Here is a 19,088-nt window from a genome sequence, read left to right on the forward strand (position 1 = left end):
ATGGATGCCTGCCGCCTTGAAATCGGGCAGGCCGCAGCGCGGATTATCCTGAATGACACGCTTGATGCGCCGGACCCCGATTTGCAAAGCCAGATCACGATGACGCCCACCCTGTCTTTGGGGGATACATTGCGGCGCAAACGCAACTCATGAACATACGCAAGCTGGGCAACCGCGACGCCCGGCGGATATTTCTGCACCGCCATTTACTAAGCGATACGCCAACGGGGCCAGCCCAAGGCGCGGACCTACTGAGCCTGATCGAAGGGTTGGGTTTCGTCCAGTTGGACAGCATCAACACAGTCGCCCGCGCCCATGATCTAATCCTGTTTGCGCGCAAGCCAAGGTACCGACCCCAAGCGTTGAAAACGCTGTATGAGCGCGACGGTGGCTTGTTCGAACACTGGACCCATGATGCCGCAGTCGTTCCGATGGCCTATTACGCCTATTGGGAAATGCGCCGCAAACGCGATGCTGCGACCCTGCGCAAACGCTATCGCAACTGGCATCAACATGACTTTGAATCGCAGCTTCAGAATGTCTTGGATCAAATCCGTGAACAGGGGCCCGTTTGTTCGGCCGACGTTGGCAAGGACGAAAAGCGATCAAACAGCGGCTGGTGGGACTGGCATCCGTCCAAGACTGCACTTGAATATCTGTGGCGCGCAGGCGCACTGCATGTGGTCGGGCGGGACGGGTTTCAAAAGCGCTATGATCTGACCGAACGGGTGCTGGAAACCCATTTGTGCGATCCGGCACACGCCCTGGATGATGCGCAAACAATTGATTGGTGCTGTAGCGGCGCGCTGGACCGGCTGGGCTTTGCAACACACACCGAATTGGCCGCGTTCTGGGCCCATATCACCCCCGCAGAGGCCAAGCAGTGGGTGACCCGCGAACTGGCGCTTGGGCAACTGGAGCCGATCGAGGTTATCGCCGCCGATGGTAGCGCGCGCAGCGCCTATGCCCGCCCCGGCATTGGCGATGATCCAGCGCTGCTTAACGCGCCAACGCAGCGGTTGCGCGTGCTCAGTCCGTTTGATCCGGCGCTGCGCGACCGCCAGCGCGCTGAGCGTCTGTTCGGCTTTTCCTACCGGATCGAAATGTTCGTCCCAGAAGCCAAACGGATCTATGGCTATTATGTTTTCCCCATTCTGCAAGGCGACAGCATTATCGCACGGGTTGATATGAAAGCGTTTCGTGGTCTTGATACCTTGGTCGTTCGCGCACTTTGGGTGGAACCCGGCACCCGTTGGGGCAAAGCGAGACAATCCGCTTTCGAGGCAGAGCTGGCACGACTGATCCGGTTGGCAGGTGTGTCAAAGATTACCTATGAAGACGGCTGGCTGCGCTAGCACAAGATTCACGAAAGCTGACTGTTTTTTGCACAAAACCAGCCTCGATCAAATTAACGATGACAATTTGTAAACATTTTGTTGACGAAGTGCGTTTCTATGCCAAAGTGAGCGCAAAGGAATCATACCCATGCGCACCCTCTCCTACTTTTTTCAAAGATGCTGCCGTTGACCCGTCATGTCGTGGTGATTGGTGCCGGTATTGTTGGCGTTTCGTCTGCGATCTGGCTGCAACGCGCCGGTGCGCAGGTCACGATTATTGACCGCACTGGCCCCGGCAAGGGCACGTCCCACGGCAACGCAGGGGTGTTGGCGGCGTCTGGGGTTGCTCCGGTCACTGGGCCAGGTTTGCTGCGCAAGGCACCGTTCATGCTGCTGGACCGCGATGTGCCGCTGTATCTGCGTCTTTCCTATCTGCCGCGCCTGCTGCCATGGTTGGTGAAATACATGGGCTATGCGAATGACGCCGACACGCGGCGCATTTCAGCGGCACTCGCGCCGATTGTCAGCGACAGCGTGGAGCAACACAAAAGCCTGACCGCTGATCTAGGCCTGTCCGATTGGGTCACCGACAGCGACTATGTCTTTGCCTATCGTAAGCGCGAGGATTTTGAGGCCGAGGCCTATACATGGGCGCTGCGGGCGCAGGCCGGGTTTACCCCGCAGTTGATCGAAGGCGGGGATGTGCATGACTATGAGCCTGCATTAGGGTCTGAAATTACCTGCCTCGCGACGCTCAAGGATCACGGCTTTATCCGCGATCCGGGGGGCTATGTCGCCGCTTTAGCACAAGCGTTTGAGCGCGCTGGCGGCACAATAATGCAAGCCGAGGTCAACGATTTCGACCTGACCGATGGCACTGTGACAGCCGTGCAAACCGCCCAAGGCACTGTGGCCTGCGATGATATCGTGCTTGCCACAGGCGTGTGGTCAAAGCCGCTGATGGCCAAGCTGGGCCTGAACGTGCCGCTGGAATCCGAACGCGGCTATCACGTGATATTCGAGGATGCGACCGGCGGGCCGACACGCCCCATCATGATATCAAGCGGTAAATTCGTGGCCACTCCGATGGCACAGGGCGTACGCTGCGCAGGTATCCTTGAGTTTGGCGGGCTGGATGCGGGACCTTCCAAGGCACCGCTTGCATTGCTGCGCCGTCAGGCCAAGGCGGCGTTTCCGAACCTGAAAGCCGCAAATGAAATCGAATGGCTGGGGCATAGACCCGCCCCCAGCGACAGCCTGCCCCTGATCGGGCAGGTTGGGACCAGCCGGGTCTATACCGCCTTTGGGCATCATCATATCGGGCTGACCGGCGGGCCAAAAACCGGTCGGCTGATTGCAGGCATGATCATGGATCAGCCGACGAATACCGACATGAAACCCTATCATCCACAACGGTTCAGCAACGTCTGAACCACCCAAATCACCAACAAGGAGAGTGACATGAAACTGACCAATAAACTGATGACAGGCGTCGCGACTGCGGCAATCGCCATGACCAGCGCGCTGCCCGCATTGGCCGCCGAAAAGTGGGACATGCCAATGGCCTATTCCGCGTCCAACTTTCATTCTGAAAACGGGATGGCATTTGCCAAATGCGTGACCGATGGCACTGCCGGAGAGATCGAGATCACCGTTCACCCCGGCGGGTCGCTGATCGCAGGGGCGGATATCAAGCGCGCCATCCAGACTGGTCAGGTACAGTTGGGCGAACGCCTGTTGTCCGGTCACCAGAACGAAAATGCGCTGTTCGGCTTTGATTCAATCCCGTTCCTTGCGCCTTCTTTCGACGATTCCGACAAGCTGTGGAAAGCCGCCAAGCCCAAGATCGAAGAACTGCTGGCCGAACAAAACCTGACCCTGCTTTATAACGTGCCATGGCCGCCCCAAGGTCTGTATTTCAAGAAAGACGTGAATAGCGTCGAGGATATGAAGGGCGTCAAGTTCCGCTCGTATAACAACGCGACCAGCCGTCTGGCTGAATTGACAGGCATGTTGCCCGTCACGATCGAGGCAGCCGAGCTGAGCCAAGCCTTTGCCACGGGCGTTGCTGAATCGATGATTTCAAGCGGTGCGACGGGCTATGACCAGAAGGTTTGGGAAAGCCTGACCAATTTCTACGAGGTCGATGCATGGCTGCCGCGCAACTATGTCATGGTGAACAACGACGTCTGGTCCGATGTGTCTGACGCCAACAAGGACATCATCACCACCTGCGCAACCGAGGCTGAAGCCCGCGGTTTGCAAGCTTCCAAGGACTATACCGAGTTCACCTATGACGGTCTGCGCGAGGGCGGCATGAAGGTCGAACCCGCAAGCGAAGAGCTGATGACAGGCCTGCGCGCCGTGGGTGACACCATGACGTCGGAATGGCTGGAATCGTCTGGTGACGACGGCCAGACCATCGTCGATGGTTACAAGTCGATGCAGTAAGCATCCCTTTGGCGGCCCCATCAAACGGGCCGCCATTTCTTTCCGCCAAACGGAGATTTCCCATGAAAGCCCTGCGCAAATCGCTGGATGCACTCTACCTTATTTCCGGGGCTTTGGCTGCGGCTTGCCTTGTCGCGATCCTGTTGCTGATCGTTGTGCAAATGGTTGCCCGCTGGACCGGCGAAGTCTTTCCCGGGGCCGCAAGTTATGCCGGGTACGCGATGGCAGGGGCAAGTTTTCTGGCCTTTGCGAATGCGTTGAACCGGGGCGCGCACATCCGCGTGTCGGTCCTGCTGAACGCGCTGCCTAACGGCCCAAAACGGTTGCTTGATATCTGGTGTTTCGGGCTGGCGGCGGCGATTGCGTGGTATTTCACCTTTTACGCCTATTGGTTCGTTTACTGGTCGTGGAAATTCAACGAGGTCAGCCAGGCACAAGACGCCACCGCCCTTTGGATACCGCAATCGGTGATGGTGGTTGGCGGCGCGATCCTTGCCATTGCCCTGACCGACAATCTTGTAAATCTGATCGTTAAGGGTGAACACCGCCTGACCCGCGATCTTGTCGATCAAAGTTTTGGGGAGTGATGCGATGACTGAACTTTACGCAATCGTCCTCTTCCTCGTCGTCCTTTTCTTTCTGCTCGGTACCGGTGTCTGGGTCGGCCTTGCCTTGATGGGCGTCGCTTGGGTCGGGATGGAGCTGTTCACCACGCGCCCTGTTGGCGATGCCATGGTCACAACGATCTGGGCCAGCTCCAGTTCATGGACCCTGACTGCGCTGCCGCTGTTTATCTGGATGGGGGAAATACTATTTCGAACCCGCCTGTCCGAGGATATGTTCAAAGGTCTGTCACCGTGGTTGGCCAAATTGCCCGGCGGACTGGTCCATACCAATATCGTCGGCTGCACGGTGTTTGCTGCCGTGTCCGGATCATCCGCCGCGACATTGACAACCGTGGGCAAGATGTCGATTCCCGAATTGCGTGCGCGCAATTACCCCGAGAAAATGATCATCGGCACGCTGGCCGGTGCTGCGACCCTTGGCCTGATGATCCCACCGTCGCTGGCGCTGATCGTTTACGGCGTGACCGTCAACGAAAGCATCACCAAGCTGTTCTTTGCAGGCGTGTTGCCCGGACTGTTTCTGGCGGTGATGTTCATGGCCTATGTGGCGTTTATCTCGCTCACCTCCAAAGACTGGAACCCGACGGTTGAACGCGACATGAGTTTTGCCGACAAGCTGCGCAACTCGCGATTTTTACTGCCGGTCTTTGCTCTGATTTCCGTCGTGATCGGGTCGATGTATCTGGGTTTCGCCACCGCGACCGAAGCCGCCGCAATTGGGGTGATCGGCGCGCTTGTGCTGGCGCTTTTGCAAGGGTCGCTGAACTGGGACAGCTTTCAAGAAAGCTTGATGGGTGCGATGCGCACCTCGGCCATGATCGCGCTGATATTGGCAGGGGCGGCATTCCTCAAGCTGTCGATGGGGTTCACCGGTTTGCCGCGCGCATTGGCAGATGGCATCGCCTCGTGGGAGCTGTCGCGGTTCGAACTGCTGATGGCGCTGCTGGTGTTCTACATCGTGTTGGGCATGTTTCTAGACGGGATTTCATCCGTAGTGCTTACCATGGCCGTGGTCGAACCCATGGTGCGCGATGCAGGGATCGATCTGATCTGGTTCGGCATCTTCGTCGTTGTCGTCGTCGAGATGGCCCAGATCACCCCGCCCATCGGGTTCAACCTGTTCGTGCTGCAAGGCATGACCGACCATGAAATGGGCTATATCACCAAGGCCGCATTGCCAATGTTCGCAATCATGGTGGTGATGGTCTTTGTGTTGATCTTTTTCCCCGACATCGCCACATGGTTGCCAGACAACATCAGACAAGGGCCATCATGAGCCAGTTTCCCAAAATCCAAACTGTCGGCCTGACGGGTATTCTGATCAGCTTTGCCGACACCATGTCAGAGCCAGCCAACCGTGCTGCTCTGTCCTTTCGGGCCGCCATTGACGCTGCCAATTGGCCCGAAGTGTCCGAAACAAGCACATCGCTGGTGTCGACCTTTCTGCAAGTCGATCTGGTCACCCAGCCGCTGGACGCGATGCTGACGCGTCTGCATGACCTGCTGGACACGCAAGACTGGTACACTGCCCCTTTGCCGTCGGGCCGCACACTTTGGCATATCCCGACTGTCTATGGCACCGATCTGGCCCCCCAGCTTGAGGAAGCCGCCGAACTGGCAGGCCTTGATCCCGACGCCGCCATTTCGCAGCTGTCGCAAGCCCGTGTGCGTGTGTTGACCATCGGCTTTGCCCCAGGGCAGCCCTATATGGGCGAGCTGCCGAAAAACTGGGATATCCCCCGCCAGCAGGCGTTAACGAAATCGGTGCCCGCAGGCGCATTGATTGTCGCGATCCGGCAGTTGATCATTTTTACCAACGCCTCGCCCACCGGCTGGCGCCACATCGGGCAGACCGCATTCAAGACATTCCGACCGCGCAGCGACAGCCCGTTTTCGCTGTCACCGGGGGACGAGCTTTGCTTTCCGTCCATCTCGCGCAGCGCGTATGACAAGATCCTGTCGACTGACACATCCGGTGCCGGCGGCGCAGAGACCGAGGTGCTGTCATGACCACAACCCTCACCATTGTGCAGGCTGGCCCTGCCCTGACGATCCAGGACCGTGGCCGCGCCGGTTGGTTGGCCCAAGGGCTGACCAAAGGCGGTGCTGCCGATCTGGTCGCACTTTACGAGGGGGCCGCATTGCTGGGCCAATCCCCCGATCTGGCCGTGATCGAGATGACAGGCACCGGCGGCACCTTTACCGCAGACGCTGACATGCGCATTGCCCTGACAGGTGCCAGCATGGCCGCCAATATCGACGGCGAGACCATCGTTTGGAACGCCAGTCATTTGCTGCCCGCCGGGGCCAAGCTGACCATCGGCGGCGCGACGTCGGGCACCTATGGCTATCTGCACGTTGGGGGCGGGATTGCGACGGAGCCTGTTTTGGGTGCCCGTGCCAGCCACCTAAGCGCAGGTCTGGGTGCGGCGCTGAAATCTGGCGACCGTTTCCCGATTGGTCCGGACAAAAGCCGCGATACGGGGATGCGACTGCCCCGCGACACGCGCTTTGATGGCGGTGTGGTGCGTGTGGTCGCCAGCATGCAAACCGACCGCTTCACGGCCGATGAACGCGACCGTTTTACCGCCACGCAGTTCGCGCGCGACCCACGCGCCAACCGCATGGGCGTGCGCATGGATCACGACGGCGCAGGGTTTTATGCCGAAGGCGGGCTGACGATCCTATCTGAAGTCATCGTGCCGGGCGACATCCAGATCACCGGCGATGGGGCCCCTTTTGTGCTAATGGGTGAATCGCAAACCACCGGCGGCTATCCCCGTATCGGCACCGTGATCCCGCGCGATCTGCCCCGCGTAGCGCAGGCACCAGCGGGCACCAAGATCACGTTTGAATTCATCACTCTGGAACAAGCCATAACTCTTGAAACCCAACACCGCCGCGATATCAAAGCGTTAACGGGCCAACTGACCGCCCTGATCCGCGATCCTGCGACCATCAAAAACCTACTTTCCTACCAATTGATCGGGGGCGTTACCTCGGCCATCGACAACCCGTTTGAAAAGGACACATGACATGACCACCGTCGATCTAAACGCCGATATGGGCGAAAGCTTTGGCCCGTGGAAAATGGGCGATGACGCGGCTTTGCTGAAAATTATCAGCTCGGCCAACATCGCTTGTGGTGGCCACGCTGGCGACGCCGATGTGATGGCAGCCACAATGAAGATGGCACACGAGAACGGCGTCGGCATTGGCGCGCATCCGGGCTTCATGGACATCGCAGGCTTTGGCCGCAATCGCATGTCTATACCGCGTTCAACGCTGCAAAATCAGGTCCGCTATCAGGTGGCCGCCAATGTCGGCATGGCCCGCAGCGTTGGCGCGCAAGTGCGCCACCTGAAACTGCACGGCGCGCTGGCGAACATGGCGTCAGAGGATGAAACCCTTGCCCGTGATCTCTACGAAGCCGCCCTGAGCGTGGCACCAGACCTGATCATCATGGTGCTGGCCGCTACGGCACAACAGGACGCAGCACAGGCATTGGGCTGCAAATGGGCCGCTGAAATCTTTGCCGACCGTGCCTATAATGACAACGCGACGCTCGTGGACAGGTCCAAGCCCGGCGCTGTGATCCATGATGCGGCCCTTGCGGGCCAACGTATGGTCAACATGGTCAAGGCCGGTGCGATCATCACCGAAAGCGGCAAGAAGATCCCCGCCGCCATCGACACCATCTGCCTGCACGGGGATACCCCAGAGGCCGTGGATATCGCAGCCTCTGTTAAATCCGCGTTACAAAAGGCAGGCATTACCCTGAAATGCTTTGAAGGTCGGACCGCCGCGTAGATACACAAGCCTGAAAACACGCCTTGCGACTGCAACGTCGCAAGTGCCACGGATCGCATACCGTCGGCGCATTGCGCCCCCCTTATCCATCTGCGCTTTGACATAGCGGGGCTCTTTGCATCAGAATAGCCCCGCTATGTTGCGTTTATTCCCCGCAATCACAAAAGCCTTAAAGTTTCTAAAACGTTTACGATGATTGCCCAAATTTCGCCATTATGCCCGAGCAGGTTGTAGTCAACGACGTTACTATATCAATTCCTTAAACGGTATCTACTGGGGCTTTACGATGAAAATTCTGGCGGTTGACGATGACCCGATTATTCTTGAGTTGCTGTCCCACTTTGTGGAGTCGATGACGGATCACCAACTGGTCACGGCATCCTGTGCAGAAAATGCATTAAAGGTAATGCAGGACCACGCGCGCAGACCTTTTGATTGTTTCTTGTTGGACATTCAGATGCCCGGCAGCGATGGTATCGCGCTAGCCGCTCAAATCCGTACCATGGACAGCTACTTTGATGCGCCAATCCTGATGCTGACGGCGATGTCTGAAAAGCAATATTTTGATTCCGCATTTGCCGCCGGGGCAACCGATTACATCACCAAGCCTTTCGAGGTGAATGAACTTCAGGCACGGATTGGATTGGTCGAGCGGGTCGTAGAATCAAACCGCGGCAAGACCCGCAAGGTCTTTGCAACCAAAGCACTCAAAGCAGAACCGGGCAAAGCCACACCGCCAATTCAACTGCACGAACCTGTTTCAATCTACGAAGTCGACAATGTTATCGAATTCAGGGCGATGGAAAACTATATCCAGCATCTGACGCGCAACGACCTTTTCGGGTCAACCGTGTTTGCCTTTACGATCCGTGATATCCAAAATTTTCATAGCGCAATGACGCCCTTTGAATTTTACAGCATGCTGTCAGATGTGAGCGAAGTGATCTCGGACACGCTGGGAAGCCACCAGTTCCTGATGACCTATGCTGGCAGTGGGACCTTTTTGTGCATCACTGAAAGCGGGTGGAGCCCCGAACCAAAGATGCTGGAAAACAGCATCAACATCGCGCTGTCGCAAATCGAACTGTTCGACAACCAAGGTCAGATGATCGAGCCACGCCTTTGCGCAGGCCGGGCAGAACGGCTGATCTGGAAATCCGATGCCTCGTCCGTGATGCATGCGGTATCAATTGCCCACATGTCGGCCGAAGCTGCGGCGCAAGAATACGCCCGCATACAACAGAACTTTTGGCAAATAGGACGCCTGGTATGATTCAGCAGAAGCTTGAACTTCCCGGCATCGAGCGGATCCGCAATCGTTTTCTGGAGATGCTGAAAGACCGGCAATATGCCATCGCCGAACATGCGTTAATTGCCTGGGAAAGCGATGAACTGGATGAAATCAACAGCAACCTAGACAATGCACGCACTGTCCTGCACCAGATTGCGGGTACGGCGGGATCACTGGGATTCAAAGACCTCGGCACCCAAGCACGCGCTTGCGAAATTGAGATTGACGCCCACCTGAACGGCCCTGATGCAGATCTGGCGATCTGCCCTTCGCCGCTGATCTTTCTGATCGACCAGTTCGTGCAGGAATCAGAGGCGTTGATCGCCGCGAACCCGCAAAGCGTCAACGCCTGAGCAAGGGCCACGCGCCTGTCAAAGGGCGCGGGCAATCAGGAATTTCCCACACTATTTCAATCATTTTTGTATAATAGACTAGACCGAATGGCACAGCCTAGGGTTCAGCTGATCGCGGCCTTGATCTGATCTGCCAAGGACATGGGATCAAATGGCTTGCTGATCACCTCTGTCGCACCAATCGAACGCAATTCGTTCAGTTCGCTGTTCTGCGCCCGCGCGGTCATAAAGATCGCCGGCACGTCTGCAAGGGCGGGGTTTTCGCGCATCCGCTCAAGGGTCTGACGGCCCGTCATTCCCGGCATCATCATATCAAGAAGCAGGACATCAGGCGCAAAATCGGCCACGCGTTCCAGCGCGGCCTCGCCACAATCGCACTGCACAACCTCGAATTCGCCGGAAAGCTCCAGCGCCATTTTCGCGATCTCGCGGATGTCCGCGTCGTCTTCAACATGAAGTAATTTAATCATTGTGTTCTCTCAACCGACGCTGCGCAGCATCGGCCTTACTGGTTCTTGGACTTTATCACCTATTCTGGTGGGTAGTGTAAACATGAATGTAGCGCCTTCACCTTCCCGACTTTCAAAGCCGATCGTGCCGCCCAGGCTTTCAACGATCGCCTTGCAAATGCTTAGCCCAAGCCCCGTGCCGCCTTTGGCGATACGATCAGAATTTGTCATATCGGCAAACCGCTGAAACAGCTTGTGCTGATCTTTTTCAGGGATGCCCGAGCCTTCGTCACGCACGCTTACACGCACGCCAGACGCCAGCGATTCAATCATAACCTCGACCGTATCGCCGGGTTTAGAAAACTTGGTCGCGTTGGACAACAGATTGATCAAAACCTGAATGATCCGGTTTGGATCCGTCTCGACGATATGCGGCGCGTCAACGCCAACACAGCGGATGTTCATGCCGGATCGTTGCTGCATTGCCGAATTGGACCGCACTGCCTCGTTCACCATTTCAGACACATCGAATTCCTTGATATCGAAATCCAATCGACCGGATGAAATCTTTTCCATGTCCAGAATATCGTTGATGATCAGCACCAGACGGTCGGCGTTCCGATGCGCGATCTCAAGCAATCCTTCGGCTTTGGGAGAAAGCTCCCCCGCTGCTCTGGACAACAAGAGCCCCATAGCCCCTTTGATCGACGTCAACGGGGACCGTAATTCATGGCTGACCATCGAAATAAAATCCGCCTGCTTGCGCTCTTCGGCCATCCGGTCGCTGATGTCATTAAGCATGATCAGGAACCTGCCATTGGGCGTATTCGGGTGCAGCCATTTGGTCGAAACGTCGAATTTTGTCCCGAAAATGTGGGCTTCCAGCTTGATGAATGTTTCCTTGTTCGCTTTCAGCGCGGCACAGGCATCCAAGATCGCTTTACAATCATGCTCTTGCGCCATCTGCGTCAGGGTAATGTCTGTATAGCTTGTGGGGGTCCAGCCAAAGCGGTTCTTGGCCGCGCGGTTCATGTATTTCAATGTCTCGGTTTTTTCATCCACGATCCAGACATCATCGCGCAGTTCGTGCAGGGTCAACCCGATGTCACGCTCTGCAATCAATTCGACTGTTTTGGTGATGTCTGTCCGCGCCGAGATTGACCCGATCCATTTGCCGTCAGAATCCAGCAACGGAGTGACCGTTGTCTGGGTGATGCAAATGGTGCCGTCCCGTCTGCGCAGCAATGTTTCGCCTTGCCAGCCTTCTTTGCTGCACAGCTTAGCTCTGATCTGATCAGCGAAACTTGTGCCGTCATTTGCATAAAGCTTTGACACCGGTTGCCCGATCAGTTCATCGCGGGAATAGCCGGTCGCCTCCAGCAGCAGATCGTTGACTTCGACCAGCAGGTTTTGCGTATCGACGACATTGACCATCGTATGTGTCTTCAGCAGCCGAAGCTGCTGGGCAAGGGATACATCCCCGATGTGCTGGATTGCGGTGGCTGGCTTTCGCACAGCAAAGGCTGACATGAGCGCAGCAATAATGACTGCCCCAATCACGGGAAATACTTCTGCAGACCAGCCCGACAGGACCGCTCCGCTTAAGGTGTACCAAACAACAGCCAGAAATAGCCCTGCCGAAAAAGCGGCAATTGTTCGTCCATCAAATTTTATTTTAGGCATCCAAATGTCCTTAGCTTCCAGAGAAATTGCTGTAATTCAGCAGGCAATACTTGCCTTCCCTAGCGTTCTATAGATCGAAAGTTCTGGACATTTTTAAGGCGTTTATGGGCCATGCATCATCACAACTATGCGCGTTAGCTTGCTTTTCTCGTTAAATCAGAGACACAGGCAATAAGATGGGCGATCTCTGTTTGCGATTTCACAAGGTTCACGTTTACCCGGTGATCCTTCTTGTGGGCAGCATCAGACGATAGGCTGATAATCCGCGCATGCGCTTGGGTTCTGGCGATTTCCTCAAGCAAGACAGTGGCATCACCATCTGGAAGCTTCCAGTCCAATATGATCACATCCAGCGGGCCTTCGGTCAGCATCTTGCGTGCTTTGGCTACTCTGGTCACGTTCCTCACATCGGCTAGGGGATCAAGCCCGGTGCGGATGACTTCTGCAAAATCCTCGTCGTCTTCTACATGCAAGATCTGCAACCGGCGGCCCGTCCAGGTCTCAGGCCCGAAAAGTTCCGGGCGCTCGGACACTTCAACGGCTTTTGCGATAGGACAGGTGAACCAAAACACAGTCAGCCCACCCGGCATGCTTTCAAAGCCGATCTCGCCTCCCTGCCGCTTGACAATCTGCCGGGTGATGTTGAGCCCCAATCCGGTGCCGCCCTTAGCGCGGGTATCCGACCCATCCGCTTGCGAAAAAGCCTGAAAGATCCGATTGCGAAAGGATTCCGGAACGCCCGGCCCTCTGTTTTGGACATAGATGATGGCGACATCGTCCAGTTGTTCGAGCTTTATGCACACCTCGGTATGTTCCGACGAGTATTTGCAGGCATTCGAAATCAAATTAGCCAAAACTTGCACCGTGCGGCTGCGATCTGCGGTTGCGAAAACCGGAGTATCGGGAAGCTCGCAAACCAATGTGTTGTCATGGGTCTGCGCGAAGGGCATCATTTCGTGAACAGCCGCCTCAACGGTCTCACCGATATCCACCGGCCCCAGATAAAAATCGACCTCCCCCGAGGAAATCTTTTCGAGGTCGAGAATATCATTGACGATGTTGGTCAACCTGTCTGCATTGGTGCGGGCGATTTCAATCAGCCGCATCGTCGTCTCGGGAAGCTTCTCGCGGGCGGATACATCAATGAGTCCAAGCGCCCCCTTGATCGATGTCAGCGGCGTGCGCAATTCATGGCTGACTGTCGACACGAATTCGCTTTTGATCTGGTCGAGCTTTTTCTTGTCTGTGATGTCAACGACTTGCGCGATATAGACATGAGCATTCGCGTTTTTGTCATAGGTCCAGGTGATATTGAATAGACCCCAGCGTTCGCCGCCATTCTTGGGCATGATCCGATGCTCTTCGCGGTAAACCTCTTGAACATCCATTTCTGTTGCCGCCAACAAGGCTTTGCGCATCCGCCTCATGTCATCGCTTGGGACAATCCGCATCATCGTTAATTCGTCCAACATCTCGGGTTCTGTGTACCCTGTCAGGGCGCACATCGCCCCGTTGACAGCGACGAACCGGCCTTGATCGTCAAGGATTGCCATACCGACAGGTGCCGCCTCAACCACCGTGCGGAACCGCACTTCACTTGCCTCAAGCGCATTGCGGGAATGTCGAAGCTCTGTGATGTCCGTCTGGGTGCCAACCATGCGCACTGCCGTCCCGGTGTCATCCCGTTCGATCACAACCGCATCAGAAAGCATCCAGCGCCAGCCATCCCCAAAGCCCATCCGGTATTCGGTAACCGACCTTCCGGTTTCCCCCATGATACATTTTCTGTCCGCTTCAAACAGATCGGGCAGATCGTCAGGGTGGATACGATTCATAAAGATGCCTTGGGTATCTTCTTCGTCCTCATCTACCTGCATAATCTTGCGCCATGTTTGCGAAACAACAGAGCTACCGGTGCGCAAATTGACTTCGAATACGCCAATTTCTGAGCCATCAAGAGCCATATCATAGCGCTGCTTGGTGATGGCCAACTCCTTGACCGCGCCCATCTCGACGGTGACGTCGCGCACGATGGCCGTCGTGCGGCGCACACCGTTCAACGTCACCCAACCATTTTGCTGCAGATCAAGGTAAAGCTTGCCGCCGCCCATCGTTTTGCCCACGGCATTATAACCGCTGTTGCTGGGGATATCAGACACCTCAGTCACAAACTGACCAAGGGGCACACCCCCCATTTCGTTAAAATCCTTACAGCCGAAACATTCTACCGCAGCGCAATTGGCGGACAATATCTTGCGGTTCTCATCAAGAATAAGCACGGCCACTACCGTGTTTTCCATAATCGATTTGTTTTCTTCTTCGCGCGCACTGATCTGCTTGGCACGTAGCGCTGCGATCTCTTCCATGGAATTGCCACGCAAGCGAATTTCGCGCAGCGCCACAGCCATCATACCCGTCAACAAGATCCCTGCCAAAAACAACAAAAGCGGCGCGCGGCCGGGGAAAAAATCATCAAAGTATTTTGTGCTTTGATAGTGGATCGTCCAAGGTCGGCCAAAGAAACTGGTCGTGTATTGCGTGCTGTATTGCCCAGCCACCTCATCGCTAAGGTCACTGCCGTGGATAAGCATCTCCGCGTCGGTGCCGATCCCTTCATACACCTGAAAATCATACATTTTGCTTTGATTCAGCGTCAGGTTCTGCATCGCCTTCTTGCCCACAAAAGGCGAATAGACCCAGCCCCGAAATTCCCCCTCGCGCGGTCCTTTTTGGTAAAACACCGGGTTCAGCAGCAAAAAGCCGGGCTGCTTGGTTTCATCCTGCACAAGGACAATGCGCTGTGTCAGTTGCGGCGACCGCATGTCGCGCGCGCGCTCTGCGGCTTCCCTACGCCCCTTCTCAAAGGTGATATCAAGGCCGAGTGCTTCGGCGTTGGTTGCAATAGGTGCGATGTATTTGATGATGTATTTGACGTCGCTATCGGTCTTGGGATGAACGCTAAAGTCAGTCAGGCCATTGGTGCGCAGATCCGCAACATAGGCCGGCATTTGCGCGCTCGGGACAGCTTCGATAAATCCGATTCCACTGAGTCCCGGCAGGTTTTCTTGCAAATTCAGGCTGTCGACAAAGACCTCGAAGTCATCATATTCCAAATTTTCCGAGGTATGCATCATCCCTGCTGCGGCATTCAGACTTTGCAGATAGGTATTCATTCGGACTTGCAGCGTTTGAATACTGTCTTCCGTGACACGCCGCATTTCTGTTGCAGCCGTGTTGTTAATGACCTGCATACCCCGCGCATAGACCCCAAAGGTCACGCAAAGGCATACCACCACAAGAATAACTTCAAGTCGCTTGAACAAGGACCAACCCACACATCCTAGTCGGAATTGGCATCGGCCCTCTAAGAAGGATTACCCCCGATGCTCACCAACATTTTACCAAAACGTTAATTCACTTATAGGTAGTGTATTTCGCTACAGACAACAAAAATCGAATCTGTGCAGAATGTGTGGCTCAAAAGACACCCTATCGGACGCGTCAACGTTCGCTCATCACGAGGGTACAGGACCAATATTTACACGAAAGTCGATTAGACAGGTAAATGGGGTTAACACATCCCTTGCCCGCCATTTTTACTACTAGCGACTATATACCGACCGGGGCACTTACATTGTCGCATAGCGCATTTCTGCACTATAAAAGTAAAAATGGTGAGCCCGTCCGGGTTCGAACCGGAGACCTACTGATTAAAAGTCAGTTGCTCTACCAACTGAGCTACAGGCCCACTAGGCGGCTTACTAGAAAGGTGGAGCGTTGGGGTCAAGCCCCTAACGTACTAATTTATCCGCAGATGCTGGATAAGTTTCAAAGCTCGGGTTATATGCGCCAAATGTACAGCGATTTGACAGACGGATTGCCCTTCATGAAAATGCATGGGCTCGGAAACGATTTTGTCGTGCTGGATGCGCGCGCGTCTGGCGTGCCGGATGCACGCGTATCTAGTGAATTGGTCACGCCCGCATTGGCGCAAGGCATCGGGCATCGGCATTTTGGGGTGGGCTTTGACCAGCTTGCCGTAATCTCTGACGGGGCGGGCGACGCACATCTAACCTTCTATAACTCTGACGGCTCGCTGTCGGCGGCTTGCGGCAACGCCACGCGCTGCATCGCGCGCTTTTTGATGCAGGAAACTGGCAAGACCCAACTTCACCTGACCACGGACCGCGGCGATCTGGCTGCGCAGGACATGGGCGATGGGCTTACGGCGGTGAACATGGGCCAGCCCCAGCTTGACTGGGACGAAATCCCGCTGGCACACGAGATGGATACGCTGATCCTCCCGATTGAAGGCGCACCGACGGCCACTGGCATGGGGAACCCGCATTGCACGTTCTTCGTGGACGATGTGATCGCGATTGATCTGCCCCACTTTGGCCCCAGCATCGAGAATCACCCGCTTTACCCCGAACGCACCAATGTTCAGGTCGCCCAGCTCATCGGCCCCGATCACATTCGCATGCGCGTCTGGGAACGGGGCGTGGGCGTCACACTTGCGTCCGGCTCGTCCAGCTGCGCGACAGCCGTTGCCGCCGCGCGCAGAGGCCTTACAGGGCGCGTGGTGCGCATTGACCTTGACGGGGGCACCTTACACATCGACTGGCGCGACGACGGGGTCTGGATGACCGGGCCAACGGCCCATGTATTCAGTGGCACGCTGTCGCGTGAATTTCTGGACAGCCTGACATGACCGCCCCCATTTTCTCGAACCACGGCTGCCGTCTGAACGCCTATGAGACCGAGGCGATGAAGGATCTGGCCGCTCAGGCGGGCCTTAAGGACGCTGTGATCATCAACACCTGCGCCGTCACCGCCGAAGCGGTGCGCAAAGCGCGCCAAGACATTCGCAAGCTCCGCAAAGCCAATCCGAATGCTCGATTGATCGTGACGGGCTGTGCAGCGCAAACTGAACCAGAAACCTTTGCAAAGATGGCAGAGGTCGATGCCGTTATCGGCAATACCGAGAAGATGGTCGGCGCTACTTGGCAGGGGTTGGCAGCTGACTTTATCGGCGAATCAGAGGCCGTTCAGGTCGATGACATCATGTCGGTGACCGAAACAGCTGGCCACCTGATCGACGGGTTTGGCACGCGCAGCCGCGCCTATGTGCAGGTCCAGAACGGTTGCGATCACCGCTGCACGTTTTGCATCATTCCTTACGGTCGCGGTAATTCACGGTCGGTTCCCGCAGGCGTCGTGGTGGATCAGATCAAACGCCTGGTCGACAAAGGCTTTAACGAGGTTGTTCTAACCGGCGTCGACCTGACCAGCTGGGGGGCTGACCTGCCATCAGAACCCAAGCTGGGTGATCTGGTGATGCGGATCTTGCGGTTGGTGCCAGACTTACCCCGCCTTCGGATCAGTTCGATCGACTCGATTGAAGTCGATGACAACCTCATGCAGGCGATTGCGACAGAACAGCGCCTGATGCCGCATCTGCATCTTAGCCTGCAACACGGCGATGATATGATCCTCAAGCGGATGAAGCGTCGACACCTGCGCGACGATGCGATCCGTTTCTCAGAAGAAGCGCGCAAGCTGCGCCCCGACATGACGTTCGGTGCCGATATTATCGCAGGGTTCCCAACGGAGACCGAAGCAATGTTCGAAAACTCGCTTAAGCTGGTACAGGACTGCGATTTGACGTGGCTGCACGTCTTCCCCTACTCAGCCCGCCAAGGCACCCCGGCGGCGCGCATGCCGCCCGTAAACGGTGCTGTGATCAAAGACCGCGCTGCAAGGCTGCGTGCTGCCGGGGACGCGCAAGTAGCGCGGCATCTGGACGCCCAGCAAGGGCGGATGCACGACGTCTTGATGGAAAGCGCGACAATGGGCCGGACAGCCCAGTTCACCGAGACACATTTCGCACAGCCCCAATCCGAAGGGGCAATTGTTCGTGCACAAATAACTGGGCGCGCGGCGACACATCTGCTGGTCGAATAACTTTGTTGGCTTTTCAATTGTTTCACCGCTAAGTTGCCTGTGAAACGGGAGGGTTTTGGCATGAGTAACGTGATTGAATGGGTGCTTGAAATGAACGTTCAAGAAGGGCAAGCCGCGATGGTTCAGCCGCTTTTGGACGAAATGGTCAAGGCCACTCAGGCCGATGAGCCGGGTGCCTTGCACTATGAATACTACATGCCCGAAGACCGCAGCACCTGCACCGTTCTGGAGCGTTATGCCGACAATGCCGCAGTCATGACGCATCTGGGAAATTTCGGTGCGAAGTTTGCCGATCGTTTTCTGACCGCTTTTACCCCTGTTCGCTTTACCGTCTATGGGCCTGCAAATGACGAAGTGATGAGTGCCTTGGCAGGGTTCGGGGCGACCAACCAGAAATTGGTTTCGGGATTTTCGCGCTAACGCACATCTTTCGCCATTGTTAAAAATCTATCTGGGAAATTCCCGTGACTGGTACAAACATTTCCCAAGTTCAAAATTTGATCGCCAAGGGCTTTCTGGCGACTGCATCCATTGCGCTGCAAGCATTGATGATCAAACTTGCCCAGGAAAAGACCCTGAAAAAAGGCGAGGTGTTGTTCGAACAGGGCGATACCGGCGACAGCCTTTATGCCATCGCGACCGGTGCGCTTGAATTTAGTGTGCTTTCGGAAGACGGGCGCAAGCTGAGCCTTGATGTCATGCGAGATGGCGCGATGTTCGGCGAAATTGCGTTGTTTGATCCCGGACCGCGGACTGCAACGGTCATGGCGATCGAGCCGACCAAGGTCTGGGGCATCAAAAACGCCGATGTCTTGGCCGCTCTTAGGAATGAACCCGAACTTGGGGTCGACATGATCCAGCTTGCCGGACAGCGTATGCGCTGGATGGGCCAGCAGTTGCGCGATCAGGTTTTTCTGCCCCTGCCAACGCGTTTGGCGCAGAAAATCCTGTATCTGGCTGACGGCCACGGCGTGCAATCTTCGACCATCAAACTGTCGCAGTCAGAGCTTGCCGAATTCGTCGGTGCCAGCCGCGAGGCTGTTTCCAAGACCTTGGCCGTTTGGAAACGGGAAGGCACGATTGACTTGGGCAGAGGCGCGTTGCGGATCTTGGACGCTGATAAC

General features: G+C 56.0%; 17 protein-coding genes and 1 tRNA gene. 14 read left to right on the plus strand and 4 right to left on the minus strand.

Annotated features, from left to right (window positions below; genetic code table 11):
* Positions 1-149 precede the first annotated feature (149 nt).
* From ABYT07_RS10660 to ABYT07_RS10705, 10 genes are all read left to right on the plus strand, one after another.
* Entirely contained in the window at positions 150-1,355 is a 1,206-nt protein-coding gene (locus ABYT07_RS10660; RefSeq protein ID WP_372991511.1) for a winged helix-turn-helix domain-containing protein, read from the plus strand.
* A 159-nt stretch (positions 1,356-1,514) separates the two neighbouring features.
* On the plus strand, positions 1,515-2,768 hold the full coding sequence (locus ABYT07_RS10665) for an NAD(P)/FAD-dependent oxidoreductase (protein WP_372991513.1): 1,254 nt from the start codon (positions 1,515-1,517) through the stop codon (positions 2,766-2,768).
* 30 nt (positions 2,769-2,798) lie between these two features.
* Entirely contained in the window at positions 2,799-3,788 is a 990-nt protein-coding gene (locus tag ABYT07_RS10670; protein ID WP_372991515.1) for a TRAP transporter substrate-binding protein, read from the plus strand.
* Positions 3,789-3,850: 62 nt separating this feature from the next.
* A complete protein-coding gene (locus ABYT07_RS10675; protein ID WP_372991517.1) occupies positions 3,851-4,375 on the plus strand; it encodes a TRAP transporter small permease in 525 nt (174 codons plus the stop codon).
* Between the two features lie 4 nt (positions 4,376-4,379).
* A complete protein-coding gene (locus tag ABYT07_RS10680; protein ID WP_372991519.1) occupies positions 4,380-5,690 on the plus strand; it encodes a TRAP transporter large permease in 1,311 nt (436 codons plus the stop codon).
* Entirely contained in the window at positions 5,687-6,424 is a 738-nt protein-coding gene (locus ABYT07_RS10685) for an allophanate hydrolase subunit 1 (protein ID WP_372991521.1), read from the plus strand. Before ABYT07_RS10680 ends, ABYT07_RS10685 begins: the two co-directional genes overlap by 4 nt.
* Complete coding sequence (locus ABYT07_RS10690; RefSeq protein ID WP_372991523.1) at positions 6,421-7,449, plus strand: biotin-dependent carboxyltransferase family protein; 1,029 nt, start codon at positions 6,421-6,423, stop codon at positions 7,447-7,449. The genes ABYT07_RS10685 and ABYT07_RS10690 overlap by 4 nt, the downstream gene beginning before the upstream one ends.
* A gap of 1 nt (position 7,450) precedes the next feature.
* Positions 7,451-8,224, plus strand: coding sequence for a LamB/YcsF family protein (locus ABYT07_RS10695; RefSeq protein ID WP_372991525.1), 774 nt, complete (start codon positions 7,451-7,453; stop codon positions 8,222-8,224).
* A 286-nt stretch (positions 8,225-8,510) separates the two neighbouring features.
* Positions 8,511-9,497, plus strand: a complete 987-nt coding sequence (locus tag ABYT07_RS10700) for a PleD family two-component system response regulator (protein ID WP_372991527.1) — start codon at positions 8,511-8,513, stop codon at positions 9,495-9,497.
* Positions 9,494-9,868, plus strand: a complete 375-nt coding sequence (locus ABYT07_RS10705) for a phosphorelay protein (RefSeq protein ID WP_372991529.1) — start codon at positions 9,494-9,496, stop codon at positions 9,866-9,868. The genes ABYT07_RS10700 and ABYT07_RS10705 overlap by 4 nt, the downstream gene beginning before the upstream one ends.
* A gap of 104 nt (positions 9,869-9,972) precedes the next feature.
* Here the strand turns inward: ABYT07_RS10705 and ABYT07_RS10710 are convergent, their stop codons facing one another.
* From ABYT07_RS10710 to ABYT07_RS10725, 4 genes are all read right to left on the minus strand, one after another.
* Positions 9,973-10,338 (minus strand): response regulator, encoded by a 366-nt coding sequence (locus ABYT07_RS10710; protein ID WP_372991531.1) that lies wholly within the window; start codon positions 10,336-10,338, stop codon positions 9,973-9,975.
* Positions 10,339-10,347: 9 nt separating this feature from the next.
* Positions 10,348-12,000, minus strand: a complete 1,653-nt coding sequence (locus ABYT07_RS10715) for an ATP-binding protein (protein WP_372991533.1) — start codon at positions 11,998-12,000, stop codon at positions 10,348-10,350.
* A 134-nt stretch (positions 12,001-12,134) separates the two neighbouring features.
* Positions 12,135-15,323, minus strand: a complete 3,189-nt coding sequence (locus ABYT07_RS10720) for a CHASE domain-containing protein (RefSeq protein ID WP_372991535.1) — start codon at positions 15,321-15,323, stop codon at positions 12,135-12,137.
* Between the two features lie 349 nt (positions 15,324-15,672).
* Positions 15,673-15,748: transfer RNA gene (locus ABYT07_RS10725), tRNA-Lys, on the minus strand.
* Positions 15,749-15,886: 138 nt separating this feature from the next.
* Between ABYT07_RS10725 and dapF the strand changes: the two genes are divergently transcribed.
* The 4 genes from dapF to ABYT07_RS10745 form a co-directional block, all read left to right on the plus strand.
* Complete coding sequence (gene dapF, locus ABYT07_RS10730) at positions 15,887-16,711, plus strand: diaminopimelate epimerase (RefSeq protein ID WP_372991538.1); 825 nt, start codon at positions 15,887-15,889, stop codon at positions 16,709-16,711.
* Complete coding sequence (mtaB, locus tag ABYT07_RS10735; protein WP_372991540.1) at positions 16,708-17,964, plus strand: tRNA (N(6)-L-threonylcarbamoyladenosine(37)-C(2))-methylthiotransferase MtaB; 1,257 nt, start codon at positions 16,708-16,710, stop codon at positions 17,962-17,964. Before dapF ends, mtaB begins: the two co-directional genes overlap by 4 nt.
* Before the next feature lie 60 nt (positions 17,965-18,024).
* Positions 18,025-18,384, plus strand: a complete 360-nt coding sequence (locus tag ABYT07_RS10740; protein ID WP_372991542.1) for a putative quinol monooxygenase — start codon at positions 18,025-18,027, stop codon at positions 18,382-18,384.
* Positions 18,385-18,512: 128 nt separating this feature from the next.
* On the plus strand, positions 18,513-19,088 hold a 576-nt coding region (locus tag ABYT07_RS10745; protein WP_372991544.1), incomplete at its 3' end, for a Crp/Fnr family transcriptional regulator.

The sequence above is a fragment of the Sulfitobacter sp. genome (assembly GCF_041552635.1).
Taxonomy (GTDB): Bacteria; Pseudomonadota; Alphaproteobacteria; order Rhodobacterales; family Rhodobacteraceae; genus Sulfitobacter.